12 protein-coding genes and 1 pseudogene are annotated in these 18,714 nt (G+C 48.8%); 5 read left to right on the top strand and 8 right to left on the bottom strand.

The features are described 5' to 3' along the window. Window positions 1–49: 49 nt before the first annotated feature. The 5 genes from VIR50_RS04110 to VIR50_RS04090 all read right to left on the bottom strand — a co-directional run bounded on the left by VIR50_RS04110 (window position 50) and on the right by VIR50_RS04090 (window position 8,335). Window positions 50–874 carry a GSCFA domain-containing protein gene (locus VIR50_RS04110; RefSeq protein WP_331933868.1) on the bottom strand — a complete coding sequence of 275 codons (825 nt, stop codon included), beginning with the start codon at window positions 872–874 and terminating at the stop codon, window positions 50–52. Between the two features lie 12 nt (window positions 875–886). Continuing rightward, window positions 887–3,619: a bifunctional fucokinase/fucose-1-phosphate guanylyltransferase gene (locus tag VIR50_RS04105; RefSeq protein ID WP_331933867.1), complete on the bottom strand. Its 2,733-nt coding sequence runs from the start codon at window positions 3,617–3,619 to the stop codon at window positions 887–889. Beyond that, a complete protein-coding gene (locus VIR50_RS04100; protein ID WP_331933866.1) occupies window positions 3,616–6,105 on the bottom strand; it encodes a YfhO family protein in 2,490 nt (829 codons plus the stop codon). Before VIR50_RS04100 ends, VIR50_RS04105 begins: the two co-directional genes overlap by 4 nt. Before the next feature lie 215 nt (window positions 6,106–6,320). After that, on the bottom strand, window positions 6,321–7,343 hold the full coding sequence (locus tag VIR50_RS04095) for a hypothetical protein (protein WP_331933865.1): 1,023 nt from the start codon (window positions 7,341–7,343) through the stop codon (window positions 6,321–6,323). Window positions 7,344–7,435: 92 nt separating this feature from the next. Continuing rightward, on the bottom strand, window positions 7,436–8,335 hold the full coding sequence (locus VIR50_RS04090) for a hypothetical protein (RefSeq protein ID WP_331933864.1): 900 nt from the start codon (window positions 8,333–8,335) through the stop codon (window positions 7,436–7,438). 533 nt (window positions 8,336–8,868) lie between these two features. On the opposite strand from VIR50_RS04090, the gene VIR50_RS04085 reads away from it, so the two are divergent. The 4 genes from VIR50_RS04085 (at window position 8,869) to VIR50_RS04070 (ending at window position 14,531) form a co-directional block, all read left to right on the top strand. After that, window positions 8,869–9,597, top strand: coding sequence for a 5'-methylthioadenosine/adenosylhomocysteine nucleosidase (locus tag VIR50_RS04085; RefSeq protein ID WP_331933863.1), 729 nt, complete (start codon window positions 8,869–8,871; stop codon window positions 9,595–9,597). A 106-nt stretch (window positions 9,598–9,703) separates the two neighbouring features. Further along, window positions 9,704–10,183, top strand: coding sequence for an S-ribosylhomocysteine lyase (locus VIR50_RS04080; RefSeq protein WP_331934515.1), 480 nt, complete (start codon window positions 9,704–9,706; stop codon window positions 10,181–10,183). A 16-nt stretch (window positions 10,184–10,199) separates the two neighbouring features. Continuing rightward, window positions 10,200–12,212, top strand: coding sequence for a helix-hairpin-helix domain-containing protein (locus tag VIR50_RS04075; protein WP_331933862.1), 2,013 nt, complete (start codon window positions 10,200–10,202; stop codon window positions 12,210–12,212). Between the two features lie 114 nt (window positions 12,213–12,326). Then, complete coding sequence (locus tag VIR50_RS04070; RefSeq protein WP_331933861.1) at window positions 12,327–14,531, top strand: sodium-translocating pyrophosphatase; 2,205 nt, start codon at window positions 12,327–12,329, stop codon at window positions 14,529–14,531. A gap of 166 nt (window positions 14,532–14,697) precedes the next feature. Here VIR50_RS04070 and typA read toward each other — a convergent pair whose 3' ends face one another. Beyond that, entirely contained in the window at window positions 14,698–16,500 is a 1,803-nt protein-coding gene (gene typA / locus VIR50_RS04065) for a translational GTPase TypA (protein WP_331933860.1), read from the bottom strand. A gap of 335 nt (window positions 16,501–16,835) precedes the next feature. Between typA and rpsO the strand changes: the two genes are divergently transcribed. Continuing rightward, window positions 16,836–17,105: a 30S ribosomal protein S15 gene (gene rpsO, locus VIR50_RS04060; RefSeq protein ID WP_331933859.1), complete on the top strand. Its 270-nt coding sequence runs from the start codon at window positions 16,836–16,838 to the stop codon at window positions 17,103–17,105. Between the two features lie 59 nt (window positions 17,106–17,164). Here the strand turns inward: rpsO and VIR50_RS04055 are convergent. Together VIR50_RS04055 and VIR50_RS04050 are read right to left on the bottom strand one after the other, a co-directional pair. Further along, window positions 17,165–18,231: pseudogene (locus VIR50_RS04055) on the bottom strand (glycerate kinase). Between the two features lie 57 nt (window positions 18,232–18,288). Further along, window positions 18,289–18,714: solute carrier family 23 protein (locus VIR50_RS04050; protein WP_331933858.1), on the bottom strand; the 426-nt coding region annotated here is incomplete at its 5' end.

The raw sequence follows: 18,714 nt of genomic DNA, 5'->3' as shown, positions 1-18,714 counted from the left end.
TGAAAAGAGCTACGAATAACCATCATTCAAAGGATAGATTTAACGAAAGTTAAGTCAAAGGAGATAGCTTATACTTACTTTCAAAGGCTTTTAACTGAGCTTCAGCCTTGGCTCGGAATATTTGGTATTCGGGCGACTCGGGATGGAACGGCTTATGAGCGAGGGCTTCACGGATGGGTTTCCACTCCTCCATGAATCGAAGCGTATCTTCTCCGAAATAGCTTTCGGCCAGCCGTTGCCAAATAAATTCAACGGCCTGAGCCGAAGGATGAAGCATATCGGGCTCATAAAAACGATAGTCGCGCAGCTCATCCATCATGATCTCATAGGCCGGAAAGTAACTCACTACGCCATGGAAACGTTCTTGATGGAGCAGTTCGTTAATGGCCAAAAGCAGCGTTGACTTACTAAGTTGGCTCTCATGATACCCATATTTACGATAACGAATCGGACTGACAGTCATGACTACCCTCACATCAGGATTAGTTTCACGCAAACATTCCACGGCTTCTGATAAATAGGTAGCACACTCTGCTATCGTAAGTTCACGTTCAGTGAAAAGTCGTTGTGGCCGTTTGTTGCAGTTATCAACTATTTCTCCCGTCTCATTCAGTATATAAACATGGTTGGTTCCAAGCGTAAAGAATGCCACATTAAAGGAGGTATTAGGCTCTTCGACTACCTTTTTCACCGTATGTAACACACTCGCCGGATTGTACATTACACCATAAGGATTGACCAATGTCTCAAAATGTTCATCTACAAAACGGTGCCCTATGCGGTCCGCAAAGCAACTACCGACAAACAAAAGTCTGTCGGCAGGTCTTATTTTCCACGAAGAAGATGGAATGTCTACTATCGTTCTGAACTCCATAAATAAGAAAGGTTAGGATCGACTTACCTGCAAACCGGTCACACTTAGCTGCATATCAACGAATCGGGCATTAGGATTTCCCTTGTCATTCATAAGGATTTGCTTGATACGAGCGGCCGCATCGGGGTCCTTCGCTACCATATAAAGGTATCCACCGCCACCTGCGCCGGGCAACTTATAGCCCAAACACAAATCGTCTATCAAAGAAGTAAGTCGCTCAACGGCAGGAGGATTCGTCCCACTATCCAATGCTTGATTCAAAAGCCATGACTTACGAACGAATCGTCCCATACGTTCAAAGTCCTGTCGCACGATAGCATCGTACATATCGAGGGCATGTTGCTTCATACCCGTCAGCAACTCTAACTGTTCATGCTGGTTAAGGAACATCCTACGAACTATCTGGCTCAAGATGTCTTTGGCCGTTCGGGTGATTCCCGTATAATAAAGAAGGTGACAAGGAGCGTACTCCTGATTCGTAAAAAGCTCAACCGGCAAATATCTTACCAAAGGATTTTGAGCGAAACCACGCTCTGTCTGCAACAGTTTTACACCCGAAAGAAGACCTCCGAACTGGTCTTGCCAGCCTCCACCGGTCGTTAACAACTGCTCCAAAACAAGGGTTCGGTGGCCAATATCATTCTTATCCCACGACAATCCACAGAAATCATTGAGCGCACCAAGCACTGTTGACGCAAGGATAGAGCTGGTTCCCAAACCGCTACCGGCAGGAATGGCCGACAACATGGTCAGTTCGATACCACAACCGAAGGCTTCCAACTGCGCTTGAAGGGAGGGATAACTCTCTACAGAGTAGCCCGGCTGGAATCCGGATAGCACCAACGCCGCCTTAGGAATGGAGAAAGGACTTCCCACTTTCTTGAAATCAGCCAATTGTTCATAAGTAGTAATGACCTCGGAAGACCCTAAGTCTATGCTTCGCAGGATGATCTTATACTCTTTGCAAGGCTTGACATAAGTCTGTAAAGGCGGCTGTCCGTTTAATTCTATCGCCAAATTAACTACATTTCCGCCCTCCATCAAACAGTAAGGGGGTGTATCCGTCCAGCCGCCGGCAAGGTCCACACGCACCGGACTTCGGCCCCATACAATCTGATCGGCGTACACATTCATCCTCGGCGACATGGTTTCCTCGAGTGCATTGCGTGTAAGTCCACTACGCAACAAGCCAAACGCATTATCAGCTTCACCACGGAACATCGCATCATGGATTCGTGTCATGAGGGGAGCTTGCTCCGATAAAGGCTCCGGCATTGGCAAATGAAACTTTTGGAACTCCGCAGCCGCATCGTCCAAGTCCAACTGATAGAAAACGCTATGCTCGAAATTAGCGGCCAAACGCGGCCAAGCCGTCGCACGGAAATGCTGCCTCTGCGCTTCCAAACGCCGCAGATTGGCCTGCGCCGAAATATCTTCCGCACTCATCTTCGCAGCCTCCTCATACAGCTGACGGGCCTTATCGCTAAGCTCTTGCTTCAACATGTAACGCAGAACAAGCCCCATGTCGTCTACCGAATGAACAACGGGAAACAGCTTAGCCTGCTGCAAAGGACCGGCAAACTTATCATAATAACCATACGGACGCACCACCCACGCGTCGTCACCAAGGGGAACTATGTCAACACATTGGCAGGGTTCTAAATCCAATACCCAATCATTTTCAGGCACACCGGTTACAATGTTCTCGCTGGTAAGGGTCCAATGAGAACCTATAAAACTATTTTCTATCCACAGATTTTGGTTCTCCGCGGTAATTGCCACCTCCGTTATCGCGTTCTGAACGAAGAGCGATGGATGGGGCTTTAGCGAATGGTGCATGATCTCACGCTGGTCATTGACCAAATTCTGAATGGCCAACGTGGAAGAAAGAAGCTCATGGCTAGTCCCAAAATGATAAAATTCGCCACCCTGCAAAGGCAAGATCGCCACCTTCAAATCAGCCAAATCATCATCCGGCAGAGAAGGATGAGTACCCAAAGCACAGCCAAAAGTGCCATAAAGATCATATTCCTTGAACTCACCCGATGGCGTCTTAGACTTCTGCGCCAGCTTCCTCATGGCCTTATCACTCAACAGCCATACGCCAATATCCGTCAAATAATAATGATCTTTCAGCAAACTGCCCAACGTTTCGACCGAAGGTTTCTGAAGCATACACTTCAAATCGCCGGGATTTTCACGAGAAGAAACGAACACACCATGGTCTTTCGCAATCTCAGGACCCAACCACAGCCCATAACATACAATATCCGCATCCTCCGGAATAGGAAGAAGAGGCTGCGTCGCTCGGATATAGACATCGCCACTGACTATCATCACGTTTAAATGACGTGGCGCTATATTCATGATTTTCTCATAAAGCGGCACCTGCAAAGACAGAAGTGTTTGCGACAATCGTTGCCCTCTGGCCCACCGAAAAACGGGAATCGGCGTCAAAATCTTACCCGATGGCGCATAAGAAGGCAAACGTCGGCTCTGTCCTCCGGCATGAAGCAGCAGGTATTTTTCATCTTCCGACAACGAAAGACCAGTTCCCTCGTCCTTCACCCCCTGCTTACGCCGTTGGTCATTCAAATAGTTTTCCACCAACCAAACGGAGCCACCGCCCGATCCGAGCTTCTGTCCTATGGGGTCATTGGTACAAAACCACTCTGTATCACTGTAACCTGTAATGTCATGAAAGCACTCCACCAAATTCGGCGGAAGGGAAAGAAGCTTTTTCATTTCGATTTCTTTTTGCGTATCTCGTAATAAACAGAGAGGCCTATCATCAACAACAAGATGGCATAAGCTACGTTGGCAACCGTCTCCGTGCGTTCCACGCTCTTTGGGAAGAAGCTCAAAACAACCTGATGACTTCCCGCCTGCACATTCAAGGCACGAAGAACATAGTTAACCCGGCCCAATTCTACTTTCTTGCCATCGACCGTTGCCTCCCATCCGGGGTAATAAATCTCGGAGAATACCACAACTCCACCCTTATCGGAATTAACTTGATAGGTCAACTTATTAGGCTCATAAGCTGTCAGTTGTGCCACAGCCGTCTGATTGGTGGCCACAGCTTTGCCCAATTGTTTGGCAAACTTCTTGTCCGCAACGGCATGATGGCGCAAGTCTAACTTGCCCATTCGCTCTAACTCTTGGTTGGCATTATCCACATAATCCAGCTTATCCACGAACCAAGCGTTACCATATACATAAGGATTTTGCAAGGGAACGGTTTGCCCACCATGGAGAGGGACGATGAAATACTTGGCATTCAACATATTCAGAACCGGGAACTGGCTATTTCCATTGACCTTCGTCATATCGCCATTAGCCTGCTGAACCGAGGTCATCAGCTTCTGCATCTCGGGCTGGATATAGGCTTCTATCAACTCCTGATAGCGCCGCAACTTCGCCGCATGATAACCACCGATGCTCTTATGGAAATAACTTGTCTCGTTCTCGTTGAAAGTATTTGAGGCCAAATTCAGCACTCTGTAATCCAAACTCTTATCCTGCAAAATCTGACGGTCGGTGGCTGTCATCTCCAACGGCGTCTCACGAACGCTCTTTTCCACAAACATGCCATCGTTGAGGTAGCGCTTATCCACCTGCCACATGTCGATAAAACAGAGTAAGGTCATCAGTCCTATGGCTATATCAGCCCGCAATTTATTGTATTTATAGAGCAAAAGCAAGCCCGTTCCAATCACGATTATCCAGAAAGAACGCCAGCAGTCCGCCGTGAAAATGCTCACTCTGATGTCACGCAGATTGGCAACCAGCGGACCATAATACTCCGCCGGAATGCTCTTGAATGCCGTTTGCTCCTGCAAAGAAATGAAACTTGAGAAGAACATTTCAGGAAACAAGGCAAAAAGCAAGGCGATACCGGCCGTCAATCCGAAGCTGATATAGACATATTTCATCTGCTTGCGCAAGGTCTCCGGCTCTTCTATCAACTGCTTCAAGGCCATTATGGCAAGCAAAGGTATGGTAAACTCGGCAATAACCAGTATGGAAGCTACCGTTCGGAACTTACTATACATCGGCATATAGTCGAGGAAGAAATCGGTAAAAGGCATGAAGTTGCGACCCCAAGAGAGCAGAACGGAAAGAATGGTAGCCGCCAACAACGCCCATTTCATGGGCCCTTTCACGATGAACAAGCCCAATACAAACAGCATAAGCACAAAAGCGCCCACATACACCGGACCACTCGTACCCGGCTGATCGCCCCAATACTGACCCAACTGCTGATAAACCTGCATGAAATTGGGGTCGGCTTTTTCCATAGCCTTCTGATTGAGAGCCAATGGAACCGACGCTCCGCCCTTCGTATTGGGCACCAAGAGCGTCCATGTCTCGTCTATTCCGTAACTCCACTGGGTGATATAGTCACGGTCCAATCCACTATTTGTCTGAACAGCGGCGTTTTTCTTGACCAGCTCACTCTTGCCTCGCATGCTCTCCTGACCGTACTGCCACGTGTGATAAAGATTGGAAAGATTGATGCAAATGCCCAAAGTGGCGGCGGCGGCACACACGACCACGGCCTTCCAAAACTGCTTCATCGCCTTCTCTCGTATAGCTGTATAGAGGTAAGCCAGCACCATGAAGAAGATGATAAACAAGTAATAATAGGTCATCTGCACATGGTTGGCATGTACTTCAAAAGCCGTGAAAATAGCGGTGATGATAAATCCGGGTATCAACTTGCCTCGGAAAGCCAGCACGACGCCCGCTATCATCGGTGGCAGATAGGCCAACGCCATTACTTTCCATATATGTCCGGCCGCTATAATAATAAGGAAATAGCTGGAGAAAGCCCATATCACCGAGCCCAAAACAGCCAAGGACTTCCTAAAACCGAAAGCTCTCAGAAGTATATAGAAGCCCAACAGATAGGCGAAAAGGTACCAAACATTCTCCGGCAGCCACAAGTGATAGGCTTTCTCCACATGAGAGAGGACACTACCGCTCTTATACGACGGCGCCATTTGGTAAGTTGGCATGCCGCTGAACAACGAGTTGGTCCATCGGGTGGCCTCGCCCGTCTTCTCCTTATACTGCGTCATCTCAATGCCCGCGCCCCTGCCGGCCGATGAGTCGTGGCGATAAAGAATGCGCCCGTCGATGTCTGCCGGAAAGAAATAGGCAAAAGAAATAACTACAAAGATTACTACTGTGATAATGTCTATCAGGTACTTCTTCAACACTTCCATCTTTTCAAAAATTATTTACATGGCAAAAATACAAAAAATCAGCCATATATCCACTTATATCAATCATCTTTTAGCAACTTTGCACGCTTCGCCTATCCGCATATAAGGCAGAACCTGCGGTTTACGTGCTCATCTCTATCCTTTTCACACCTTATTATATTATAGGGCACACATGTCCCCTGCCTCATCACATATCAGAAAACGGCATGACTTTCTCACTCAAACCCATCGCCAAAATCATTCCATGGCTTGTACGGCCACTTGTCAAGCAACGGCCGGTAACGAGCATTATAGTGCTTCTTCATGGCCGAATGAAAAAACTCCCGATAGTATCTATTGCCCTTAGCCATCCGCAACGTGAGGTCTATCTGCCGATAAGCCCACGGACTATCATAGGCCATCAGCGCCTCGAAGAGGTACTTGATGCGAGCATAATCATAATAATGCCGCTTTACCTCATAATTCCTGATGGTCAGCAGCGGTCGCTTGAAATCCTCGTTGGGCCAATTCCTCACGGCCAACAAGGCCTCGTTGGTATGACCTTCGGCACTTTTACGGGCTCCTTCCTTATCTAATCCCATTGCGTATTGCGACAAGGCGGATATAATAAGCGGCTTATCGGCCACCCGCTGATAGCGGGCAAGCATTGGCAAAGCCTCGGCTACATGCTCATCGACGTACATCTGACGAATACGCGACTCGTTTTCGGGCCGTAAATCGCCCCGAAGAAGCAAGCGACGGGTATAAGCAAAGCGGCCGGCCGCAGGCGTTGCTAACAACACGGAGTCTATTTCCAGCGAGTCAGCGACGCTCACCCATCCCCCACGACGTCTTTCCATCAACCACTCCACATACATGTTTTGCGTATAATCACTATAGATGACATCGTAAGACCGCACCGTTGTGTATGACGAATCGGTCATGTTATTCAACACAAGGGCTTTACACACCGGCAACCGTCGGTCCATAAGGGCACGCATGGCCGTGAGCCGCAAGGGGGCGGAGCCTTGCCGCACTTTCACGATGGCCACAAGTTGACGCTCGGAAGCCATGTGATGGAGCAAATTTTGGTAAACCCAACCTTCCAACAGTCCACCCCATCCGTCATTCCAATCGGCATAATACCAAGTACGATGATTCAAACTATCCATTATCTGATGAACATTCTGCGCTCCGGACGGCCTTGCGTTCAAGGCAAGAAGTAGCAGGATGAGGCATTTTAATATATGTTTTTTCATATCCTATGCGTTTATTGATTCTTTATAATAATGACAACAGCCAAGCCATCAGCCTATTTTCCATGGCCATTCTGCACCGCCTACCCGTTTCCCTATGGCTTCTCAAATGTTTTAACAGCCACCACACGGGTGATTCTTTCCCCATCGGGAGTGCCAAAAACACGCCAAACAAGCGTATCAGCGCTTTGCTGCCGGGGAATAAAACGCACCATAACACCTGCTCCAAGGGAGTCACACGTTATGTCGATGGTACGCAACGCTTGTTCAAAATCAATCTTCTCCCCTTGTAAGAGCCATTGATTATCAGCGTGAGCGTCGTCAGCTTCAAGTTGGCTTCGCAGCGGATTGGCACAATAACGATCGAAAAGTTCACGCATTTGGGCAGTCGTTGGTCGCATCACTTGCTTCTGATGGAAATACAGATGGAAGAATTCGGAGAGCAGATTCACAAAGTCCTCCGCTTCTGCCCCCATTTCATGATCCATCGCATAAAGGTCGGGCGCCCGACCGGGGGTGACGCAATAGAGCATATTCCATAAGTCATCGGTCTCCGGCATGCAAGCCACGACGTTCAGATAAAGCGTTGTTGGCGTGGCGTAAAAGGGGTGGGCGTACATCAATTGATAGACACCCAGCTCACCGATAACATCTTTCGTACCTATTTCTCGCTGCTTCCAAATGGTTTTCCCACGGCGTTCGAGCGTCAGGAATACCGAATTGTCTGCCACTTGATAATCCGTTCCACGGCCAATCACATAGCTATTGGCTTGCCGACGCAACCGTATGTGCCAATCGCCGATAACCGTATCGATGGTTTCCGGCCGCATACGCCACACCGAGTCGCGCCCCAACACGGAAGTCTCCGTCGCTTCCAATACTTCAGTCAGACTATCGTTTGGCAGTTTTTCCACAGGTTTACCTACTCGATTGGTGCCACACGCCACCAACATTAGGCCGATACCGACTACCAACAATATCATTCTTGACCGCATATTACACAAGGTTTTTATCCTAATAAGGATAAAATGAAAATGTATATAGAACAATATTGCAAATATAAACCGTTCATTCGAGAATTGCAAGAAAATGAAAGGAAAAAGCCCTTTACGGCAATCTATTTAGCCAAAACGGCGGAAAAACAACAAAAAAGCCATATATTTGTCGTGCAGTATCTTATTTTCGTCCTGACAAAAAGGCGCCCAAAAGGCCTATATATCAGGCAAAAAGCGTACTTTTGCATAAGAAATGAAAGCGTCGGCTTTCTGTTTTTAAACAATCATACAAGGCAGGTCGTCGGCAGGTCGCCATGCCCTTACGGGGAGAGCGTCGCGCCACGATGTTACGCAAGGGTAGCCATGGATTTCCGAAAGCTATGCTTTCGCGTGATCAAAGCGGCCCTTTCAGGCTGTCAAAGCACTGCTTTCACGCGGTCAAAGGGCAGCTTCGACAAAACCACTCGCAAGCCCTCTCACCACAAGCGTTGACAACCCGACAGACCACCGCCCCCAAACAAGCATAAGAAAAAATGAAAAGAATTGGAATTATCGTAGCGATGGATAAGGAGTTCAAGCAATTGGAAGGATTGCTCGAAGCGCCCGTAACCGAGGAATTTAATCATAAGACGTTCGTAGCCGGCAAGGCCTTTGGCAACGAAATCATACTGATGCAATGCGGTATAGGCAAGGTTAACAGCGCCGTAGGTTGCGTGGAGATGATTCATCACTTCCATCCCGACCTCATCATTTCGAGCGGTTGCGCCGGCGGTGCCGACACACGGCTGAACGTGGGCGACGTAGTGGTGGGCTCGGCATGTGTTTACCACGACGCCTACTGTGGCGACAACTGTGCCTACGGCCAAGTAATGGGCATGCCTGAACGCTTTACGGCCTCGCAAGAGTTGGTCGACAAAGCGCTTGGTATCAACCATGAGCAGGCCGGAAGCCCTGCCGGCGACGCCCTGCCCACCATCGTCAGCGGACTGACCGTGAGCGGTGAATGGTTCGTTGACAGCCGCGAGAAAATGCGGGAGATACTTTCTCATTTCCCCGAAGCCACGGCCGTCGACATGGAGAGTTGCAGCATAGCGCAGACTTGTCACCTTTATGACACGCCCTTTATTTCGTTCCGAATCATCAGCGACGTGCCACTCAAGGACCATAAAGCACAGATGTACTTCGACTTTTGGGACAAAATGGCCGAAGGCAGCTTTGACGTGACCAAGGAATACCTCCGCAAGTTGGGGCACAACGCATAAGCCTTACGCCACGATCCCACCCCTATTTATTTACAAAAACAACATTTCAACACACATGAATACAGACAATTCTACCCCCAACGCCACGCCGACAAACGCCGGCAGCATGAAACCCATACCCTCGTTTACCATCAACCACCTGCTATTGAGGCGCGGTATCTACGTAAGTCGCAAGGACCGGATAGGCAACGAAACGGTCACGACGTTCGACATACGCATGAAAGAGCCCAATCGTGAGCCGGTATTGCACAACGGCGCCATCCATACCATAGAGCACTTGGCTGCCACCTTCCTGCGCAACGACGACGAATGGAAAGACAAAATCGTCTATTGGGGCCCCATGGGCTGCCTTACGGGCAACTACCTCATACTCCACGGCGACTTGGAAAGCAAGGACATCGTGGCCCTGATGCAGCGAACCTTTGACTTCATCGCAAGCTACGAGGGCGACATTCCGGGCGCGGCGCCCAAAGACTGTGGCAACTATCTGCTGCAAGACCTGCCCATGGCCCGCTACGAAGCCCGAAAGTATTTGGACGAAGTACTGAACCGCATACAACCGGAGAACTTGGTTTACCCGGAATAACACAGAAAGCAATGCCTTGAAACACACGTTTTTATTTCTTTTGTTCCTTCTTGTACCGCTGAACATAGCGGCACAAGAAACAGAAGATTGGGAACAATATTTGGAGCACATCATCACACTTGACGACACGGAGTCGACCTCATGGGAGGAAGTTCATCAAGTGTTGAGCGAATATGCGCGCCATCCCATCAATATCAACGAGGCCACCGAGGACGACCTGCGCCAGCTCTTGTTTCTCAACGATAGGCAATTGGACGAAATAATGACCTATCTCGGCAAGTATCATGGCATGCGAACGATGGCCGAACTCAACATGCTTCGCGAGTTGGATACCGACCGTAAGATGTTGCTTAGCCACATGATATACATCGGAAGCATGCCCGAGGCCGAGGAGTCGTTAGGCCAAATGGTGCGCAAAGGTAAGCAAGAAGTCATCGCGACGGCCGGTATTCCGCTCTACGAAAGGGCCGGCCAAGCCGACGGACGCTATCTCGGAGGAGGCCTGCACCACTGGATTCGTTATGATTTTAACGCCAAGAACCGGATTCGTTGGGGGCTTGTGGGCGCACAAGACGCCGGTGAGCCTTTCCTCAAAGACAAGAACGCAGGGGGCTATGACTACTATTCCTTCTACCTGCAACTGCGCCATTGGGGAATTATCGACAATCTGGTCATTGGCCGTTACAAGTTAAAGGCAGGCTCGGGATTGGTCATCAACAACGGATTAGGATTGGGGAAAACGTCCATGTTGGCCATTCTGAACAGCGCAACCACGCTGACCGCCCACTCCTCAAAGAGCGAATTCAACTACCTACAAGGGGCTGCCGTAACCCTACGGCCACTGTCTTCTATCCAAATAACGCCGTTCGTATCGTATAGAAAGTTGGATGGTACTTTCTACAATGATAGTTCCACCTTATATAATATAGCCGGTTCGGGCTATCATCGCACGGCGAATGAGTTGCGACGCAAGCACAATACCGGACTGACTACTGCCGGATTGCTCTTTAAATATTTATCAAACGGCTTTCACCTTGGGGCAACAGTGGTCTATAATCACCTGAACCGCAGGCTCAAACCCATGAAAACGGATAGCTTGGGCCGCTACAGCGAGTCGCAACTTTATAGGATGTGGTTGCCCCAAGGCAATGATTTCCTCAACATGAGCCTGATCTATGGGTACAACCGAGATAATCTTTCGGTCAATGGCGAGACCGCTTACAGCAACAGCCAAGCATGGGCCACGATCAACACGGCTACCTATTCGGCCGGTGGCAACCTTTCTTTCACGGCGCTTTATCGGCTTTATTCTTATCGCTATTATGCCCTTCAAAGCCTTAGCTACAGCGATGGCGGGGCCACGCAGAATGAAAGTGGGCTGTACGTAGGGGCCGATTGGCGGATAACAAAGGCGCTCACACTCGCTTCTTACATTGATTTGGCTTACTCTCCTTGGCCCAAATACCAAGCCTTAGGGTCCTCACGTGCTTGGGATTACCATGTAAACCTGCTCTATCAGCACCATAATCTTACCTTGCAAGCCCGCTATCGCTACCGCAACAGACAACGTGACAACGACGACAAGACCGAGCTTATCGCCAAACAAGAGCACCGAGGCTGCATGAGCATTGAATATAAGAAGCATAACTTTATATTCAGGACAAAGGCAAACCTTAGCTACAGCCGCTACTTATCGAACAGTTTGGGCTACGCGATCGAACAATTCATTGATTACCATGCCTCTTCGTTAAGATTGCAAGGCAGTATCAACTACTTCCACACGCAGGATTATGACAGCCGTGTCTACTCCTACGAGCGCAGTCTGCTCTATATGATGAGCCTTCCGGTACTCTCCGGCCATGGTATTCGCTACTATCTCATGGGGCAACTGCCCATCCATAAACTCTTGTTCACGGTCAAAATCGGAACAACCAATTACTTTGATAGAAACCATATTTCATCAGGAACGCAACGCATCAGCAGGTCCTCGCAAACCGATGTTGACGTACAATTAAGGTATTCTTTTTAAAAGTTTTCCACTTTCATTACAAATGCAACCATGAAAAATACTTACATTTGTATTTATCACCTAACGATAATCTATTTATCTACTATTTTAATACAACTAAAAATCTAATGAGTTATGAATGAAATCCCTACAGTATTCTGGCTGGTACCGATAGCTTCGGTGGTAGCTTTGGGCATGGCATGGTATTTTTTCAGCCAAATGATGAAGGCCGAGGAAGGCACGCAGAGAATGATTGAGATCGCTGAACATGTCAGGAAAGGCGCCATGGCCTACCTGAAACAACAATATAAAGTGGTGTTTTATGTCTTTATAGTCTTGGCTTTGGTGTTTGCTTTCATGGCATACGTGCTTAAAGTGCAGAATCCTTGGGTGCCTTTTGCCTTCCTCACGGGTGGTTTGTTCTCGGGATTGGCCGGCTTCTTCGGCATGAAAACGGCCACTTACGCCTCCAGCCGTACGGCTAACGCCGCTCGTACGGGACTGGATAAGGGACTGAGAATCGCTTTCCGAAGCGGTGCGGTGATGGGACTTGTCGTGGTAGGATTGGGACTTTTAGACATCGCCATTTGGTTCCTAATCCTCAACGCAGCCTATGCGGGAGAGGAAACAGCCCTGATTACCATCACGACTACCATGCTTACCTTTGGTATGGGCGCATCTACGCAGGCCTTGTTTGCCCGTGTGGGTGGTGGCATTTATACCAAAGCAGCCGACGTAGGGGCCGATTTGGTCGGTAAAGTAGAGGCCAACATACCCGAAGACGACCCACGTAACCCGGCCACGATAGCCGATAACGTGGGCGACAACGTAGGCGATGTGGCCGGTATGGGTGCCGATCTTTACGAAAGTTATTGCGGAAGTATTTTGTCAACGGCGGCCCTTGGCGCCACGGCTTTCGCCATGAACGGCGACATGCAGCTCAAAGCCGTGATAGCACCGATGATCATTGCCTCGGTCGGTATATTCCTTAGTCTTATCGGAATCTTCCTTGTCAAGACGAAAGAGGGTGCCTCGATGAAAGATCTTCTGCGTTCCTTAGGCTTGGGAACCAATGTTTCGGCGGTGCTCATTGCCCTTGCCACTTTCCTTATTTTATATCTTTTAGGACTTGAGAATTGGTTAGGCGTTTCGTTCTCGGTTATCAGTGGTCTCTGCGCGGGTGTCATTATAGGTCAGGCAACGGAGTATTATACCTCACAAAGTTACAAGCCTACGCAGAAAATATCGGAGGCCTCACAAACGGGTTCGGCCACTGTCATTATTAAAGGTATAGGCACCGGCATGATTTCTACTTGCGTTCCGGTCGTTACTATCTCTGTCGCCATCATGTTGAGCTACCTTTTTGCCAATGGATTTGATTTGAGTATGAACGCCGACAGCATATCTCACGGCCTTTACGGAATAGGCATTGCCGCTGTGGGTATGCTGTCAACATTGGGTATTACGCTGGCTACCGACGCCTATGGGCCTATCGCCGACAACGCCGGAGGTAACGCTGAAATGAGTGAGTTGGGAGCGGAAGTGCGTCAACGTACCGATGCGCTCGACGCGTTGGGCAACACCACGGCCGCCACGGGTAAAGGTTTTGCCATTGGTTCGGCAGCTCTCACGGCCTTGGCGCTGCTGGCTTCCTATGTGGAAGAAATCAAGATTGCCATGTCACGGGCGGCTTTGGAAGGTCAACAGTTTATCGACGCAGCAGGAAATGTATTCAATCCGGACGTTGCCAACATGACTGATTTCATGAACTTCTTTCAAGTTAACCTCATGAATCCTAAGGTTCTTGTTGGTGCTTTCATCGGTGCGATGGCCGCATTCTTGTTCTGTGGACTTACAATGGGTGCCGTTGGACGGGCCGCACAGAGCATGGTGGAGGAAGTTCGTCGGCAGTTCCACGAGATAAAGGGTATCTTAGAGGGGCAAGCTACGCCCGATTATGGACGTTGTGTTGAGATTTCGACCCGCAGCGCACAGCGTGAAATGATTGTTCCTTCTATCTTAGCGATAGTCATTCCTATAGTTGTGGGCATTCTGTTGGGTGTAGCCGGCGTATTAGGACTGCTGGTTGGCGGTCTCTCCGCGGGCTTCACGCTGGCTGTTTTCATGGCAAATGCCGGAGGAGCGTGGGACAATGCCAAAAAGATGGTGGAAGAAGGACATTTCGGAGGTAAAGGTTCTGACAGCCATAAGGCTACCATCGTGGGCGACACCGTGGGCGATCCATTCAAGGATACGTCCGGTCCGAGCCTCAATATCCTCATCAAACTCATGTCTATGGTCAGCATAGTCATGGCCGGATTGACCGTTGCGTGCATGTAACAGCCTACACCTATTTATTATAATCATGTAAAGTTTACATGATTATAATATACCTCTTATATAATAGGAGCAAATAAAAAGTGGAGTTCCAATAGCTTTTCAAAACTATCGGAACTCCACTTTTTATGGATTCAAATGTAATTTTTATTGCCTTTTTATAAGGTGCTTATTCCTTATTAGAGCGCTTACGCTCCAAGTGATCCAAGAGAATCTTACGCATACGCATATTCTTCGGCGTCACTTCCACAAGCTCATCAGCCTTTATATATTCAAGACATTCCTCCAAACTCATGACAGTCTTCGGGATAACTCTTGCCTTTTCATCAGAGCCACTGGCACGAACGTTGGTCAACTGCTTGGCCTTCGTCACGTTGATAACAAGGTCGTTATCGTGAACATGCTCACCTACAACCTGTCCGGCATACACATCCTCACCCGGATCAATGAAGAACTTACCGCGATCCTGCAGCTTATCCAAAGAGTAAGCATAGGCTGTTCCCGTCTCCATAGCTATCATGGAACCGTTGGTACGACGGTCAATTTCGCCCTTGAAAGGTTGATAGTTCTTGTATCTATGGGCCATAATAGCCTCTCCTTGTGAAGCAGTCAGCACGTTAGTACGTAAACCTATAATGCCACGTGACGGAATTTCAAACTCAATATTCACACGTTCACCCTGACTTTCCATGCCAAGCAAGTCTCCTTTACGGCGAGTAACCATGTCAATCATCTTACTTGAGAAGTCCTGAGGTACATTAATGGTCAGTTCTTCGATAGGTTCGCACTTCTGACCATCAATCTGCTTATAGATAACTTGTGGCTGTCCGACCTGCAATTCATAGCCTTCACGGCGCATAGTCTCAATAAGAACCGACAAATGGAGCACTCCTCGACCGCTGACAATCCATTTATCAGTGAAATCTTCAAAAGGTTTCACACGCAAAGCCAAGTTTTTCTCAAGCTCTTTATCCAACCGTTCCTGAATATGACGGCTGGTACAGAACTTTCCTTCCTTACCAAAGAAAGGACTGTCGTTAATCGTAAAGAGCATACTCATGGTGGGTTCGTCGATCGCGATCGGTGGTAATGGCTCGGGATTCTCGAAGTCACAGATGGTATCACCTATCTCAAAGCGCTCTAATCCGATAACGGCGCAGATGTCACCGGAGTCCACATGGTCGGTCTTTACGTGGGTCATACCCTCAAAAGTGTGAAGTTCTTTAATCTTGGTGCGCTCTGTTGAGCCATTACGATGGCAAATCGTAACGTTCTGACCGTCACGTAACGTACCGCGATGAACACGTCCTACGGCGATACGTCCCGTATAATTACTATAATCCAAAGAAGTAATCAAGAGCTGGGGAGTACCTTCCAATTGCTTCGGAGCCGGTATTTTCTCCAATATAGTGTCAAGCAAATAATCGATGTTTTCAGTCGGTTGGGTCCAATCTTCGGCCATCCAACCATTCTTTGCAGAGCCATATACCACGGGGAAATCAAGCTGATCCTCGGTTGCACTCAGGTCACACATGAGGTCGAACACCATTTCGTACACCTCCTCGGGGCGACAATTGGGCTTATCTACCTTGTTAACGACAACGATAGGCTTCAATCCTATCTGCAAAGCCTTCTGCAAAACAAAGCGTGTTTGTGGCATGGGACCTTCAAAAGCGTCAACCAGAAGCAGACAACCATCGGCCATGTTGAGCACTCGTTCTACCTCTCCACCAAAGTCGGAGTGGCCCGGCGTATCGAGAATATTGATTTTTACGCCTTTCCAATTTATGGATACGTTCTTAGAGAGAATGGTGATTCCTCGTTCACGCTCCAAGTCATTGGAGTCCAAAACTTCACCACTATTATCCTGACCATCACGGAACAGTTTACCGGCGAGCATCATTTTATCAACCAACGTGGTTTTGCCATGGTCGACGTGCGCAATTACCGCAATGTTTCTAATGTCTTGCATTTTAATAATAACCTTTATACCTTAATATTACGGTGCAAAAGTACAAAAAATAATCCATAGTGAATTGGAAATGAGTAGTTTTTTAGTACAACGCCACAGCTCAAAAACGCCATAATTGACATAAAACAATGGCCCAAAGAGGGCTAAGTGGTTAAAAAAGACTAAATAGAAAGTTACGTCAAAGCATACCAACAAGGAATCGGATAATTCTTCATACCTTTGCACCCGCATTTCGGATAGTCCGAAGCATTCGATGAGCGTTAATGTCGTGATTAAAGCATGAAGCGCCCGCAGGATGTAATTGATGCAACAACAATTAATCAAAAACAACAGCTATGTATTTAGACAAAGCAAAGAAAGAAGAAATCTTCGGCCAGTACGGCAAGAGTACTACCGATACCGGTTCTGCCGAAAGCCAGATCGCATTGTTCACATTCCGTATCGCTCACCTCACTGAACACGTGAAGAAGAACCACAAGGACAATGTAACAACTCGTTCACTGACTCAGCTCGTAGGTAAGCGTCGTAGACTTCTCGATTACCTTTACAAGATTGACATTGAGCGCTACCGTGCCATCATTAAGGCCCTCGGCTTGCGTAAGTAATCAAAGCCTTATAGGCTCAATAATAACTCCCGACTTTCCCACGAAAGCCGGGAGTTGTTTTATTTATACCCCTCCAACATTTCACTTATGGCTTTTCGGAGATTCCGAAAGGCTGTTTCTTTTTCCATGGCCTCCGACAATGACAAGCCCGAAGGACTGATACCGCTCACCCGGGCAAAGCCTTCGGCCAACAAAGTTTCCTTATCGGACACCCTACCGGCCAACAGCCATACGGGCACACCGGCCTTCCGAGCATGTGAAAGCACCACGGCAGGCAGTTTACCCATCAATGTTTGCCTATCGGCAGCGCTTCTCCCGTAATGACAAGCCCTGCATCGACCACCAATTTGTCAAAACCAATCGTATCGAGCAGCAGTTCGGCTCCCGAAACGGCCCGCGCTCCCATATATTGCATGAAGGCATAACCCAGTCCACCGGCCGCTCCGGCCCCGGGATCATTGCGCTTGTCATAACCGAAATGACGAGCAGAAATATCCGCGAAACGACAAGCACGCTCATCAAGCGCCCTCACCATCACACTATCGGCACCTTTCTGCGGTCCAAAGACAGCGGCAGCGCCATCCTCACCACAAAGCGGATTCCGAACATCGGAGCCCAAAATAAAACGACACGAACGCAATTCCACAATGTCGTCAAACCGCCCACCGGGTGCCAAATGGTCTATCAGCGCCCTTATCATGCCTATGCCGGCGTCGCTCGTAGCGCTCCCTCCCAAGCCCACAATAAACCTCTTGCATCCTTGACGCAGCGCATGGGCCACAAGTTCGCCCGTGCCATAGCTCGTTGCCCGTAGCGGATTGCGCTCCTCGGGGGCCAACAATGTCAGTCCGGAAGCCTGCGCCACCTCGATAACCGCCGTGTCGCCATGCCGCAGGTAATGGGCTTCAATGCGCCGCATCAACGGATCGTGGGCCGCAACGCTGACCAATTCGCCGCCCCACGCACCATGAAAAGCCGCCACCCAGCCCTCGCCCCCATCACTCAACATGAGCTTGAGCACTTGGGCTTGCGGCCAACGCTCTTGTAACGCCTCGGCAGCAGCCGCATTGGCTTCGGCCGAGGATAGACTTCCTTTGAAGGAATCAAATGCCAAAATGATTTTCATAACCCTATAAAAACAAATCATGCAGCCCTCGGAATGAGACCTGCATGAGCTGTATGATTATTCTTTTTCGTCGGATTCGACAAGCGTTTTCGACTTGGGTAACAATAAATTGAGTATCACTCCCACCACGGCAGCCAAGCCAATGCCCGAAATCGCGAAGCTACCCGATGAGAGAACAGCGCCTCCAAGGCCCATGGTCAGCATGACAGACATGATGATAACGTTGCGCGTATTGCCCATATCAACCTTATGGTGCATCAAATTCTGCACGCCCACACTGGCTATCGTGCCGAAAAGCAACAGCATGATACCGCCCAAAACGGCCTGCGGAATAGACTGCAACACGGCACTGAACTTGCCCACCACCGAAAAGACGATGGCCGTAGCGGCAGCCACACGGATGACAGCAGGGCTTGTTACCTTGGTGATAGACATGGCACCGGTCACCTCCGAATAGGTAGTTTCGGGAGGACCACCCAAGAA

It is taken from the genome of Prevotella sp. (assembly GCF_036570325.1).
Classification (GTDB): Bacteria; Bacteroidota; Bacteroidia; order Bacteroidales; family Bacteroidaceae; genus Prevotella.
This window is presented reverse-complemented; position numbering and strand designations above follow the sequence as displayed.

Excerpts from the sequence above, each read along its gene's own strand:
- VIR50_RS04110 (WP_331933868.1), bottom strand. The coding sequence starts at position 874 with ATGGAGTTCAGAACGATAGTAGACATTCCATCTTCTTCGTGGAAAATA.
- VIR50_RS04105 (WP_331933867.1), bottom strand. The coding sequence starts at position 3,619 with ATGAAAAAGCTTCTTTCCCTTCCGCCGAATTTGGTGGAGTGCTTTCAT.
- VIR50_RS04100 (WP_331933866.1), bottom strand. The coding sequence starts at position 6,105 with ATGGAAGTGTTGAAGAAGTACCTGATAGACATTATCACAGTAGTAATC.
- VIR50_RS04095 (WP_331933865.1), bottom strand. The coding sequence starts at position 7,343 with ATGAAAAAACATATATTAAAATGCCTCATCCTGCTACTTCTTGCCTTG.
- VIR50_RS04090 (WP_331933864.1), bottom strand. The coding sequence starts at position 8,335 with ATGCGGTCAAGAATGATATTGTTGGTAGTCGGTATCGGCCTAATGTTG.
- VIR50_RS04085 (WP_331933863.1), top strand. The coding sequence starts at position 8,869 with ATGAAAAGAATTGGAATTATCGTAGCGATGGATAAGGAGTTCAAGCAA.
- VIR50_RS04080 (WP_331934515.1), top strand. The coding sequence starts at position 9,704 with ATGAAACCCATACCCTCGTTTACCATCAACCACCTGCTATTGAGGCGC.
- VIR50_RS04070 (WP_331933861.1), top strand. The coding sequence starts at position 12,327 with ATGAATGAAATCCCTACAGTATTCTGGCTGGTACCGATAGCTTCGGTG.
- typA (WP_331933860.1), bottom strand. The coding sequence starts at position 16,500 with ATGCAAGACATTAGAAACATTGCGGTAATTGCGCACGTCGACCATGGC.
- rpsO (WP_331933859.1), top strand. The coding sequence starts at position 16,836 with ATGTATTTAGACAAAGCAAAGAAAGAAGAAATCTTCGGCCAGTACGGC.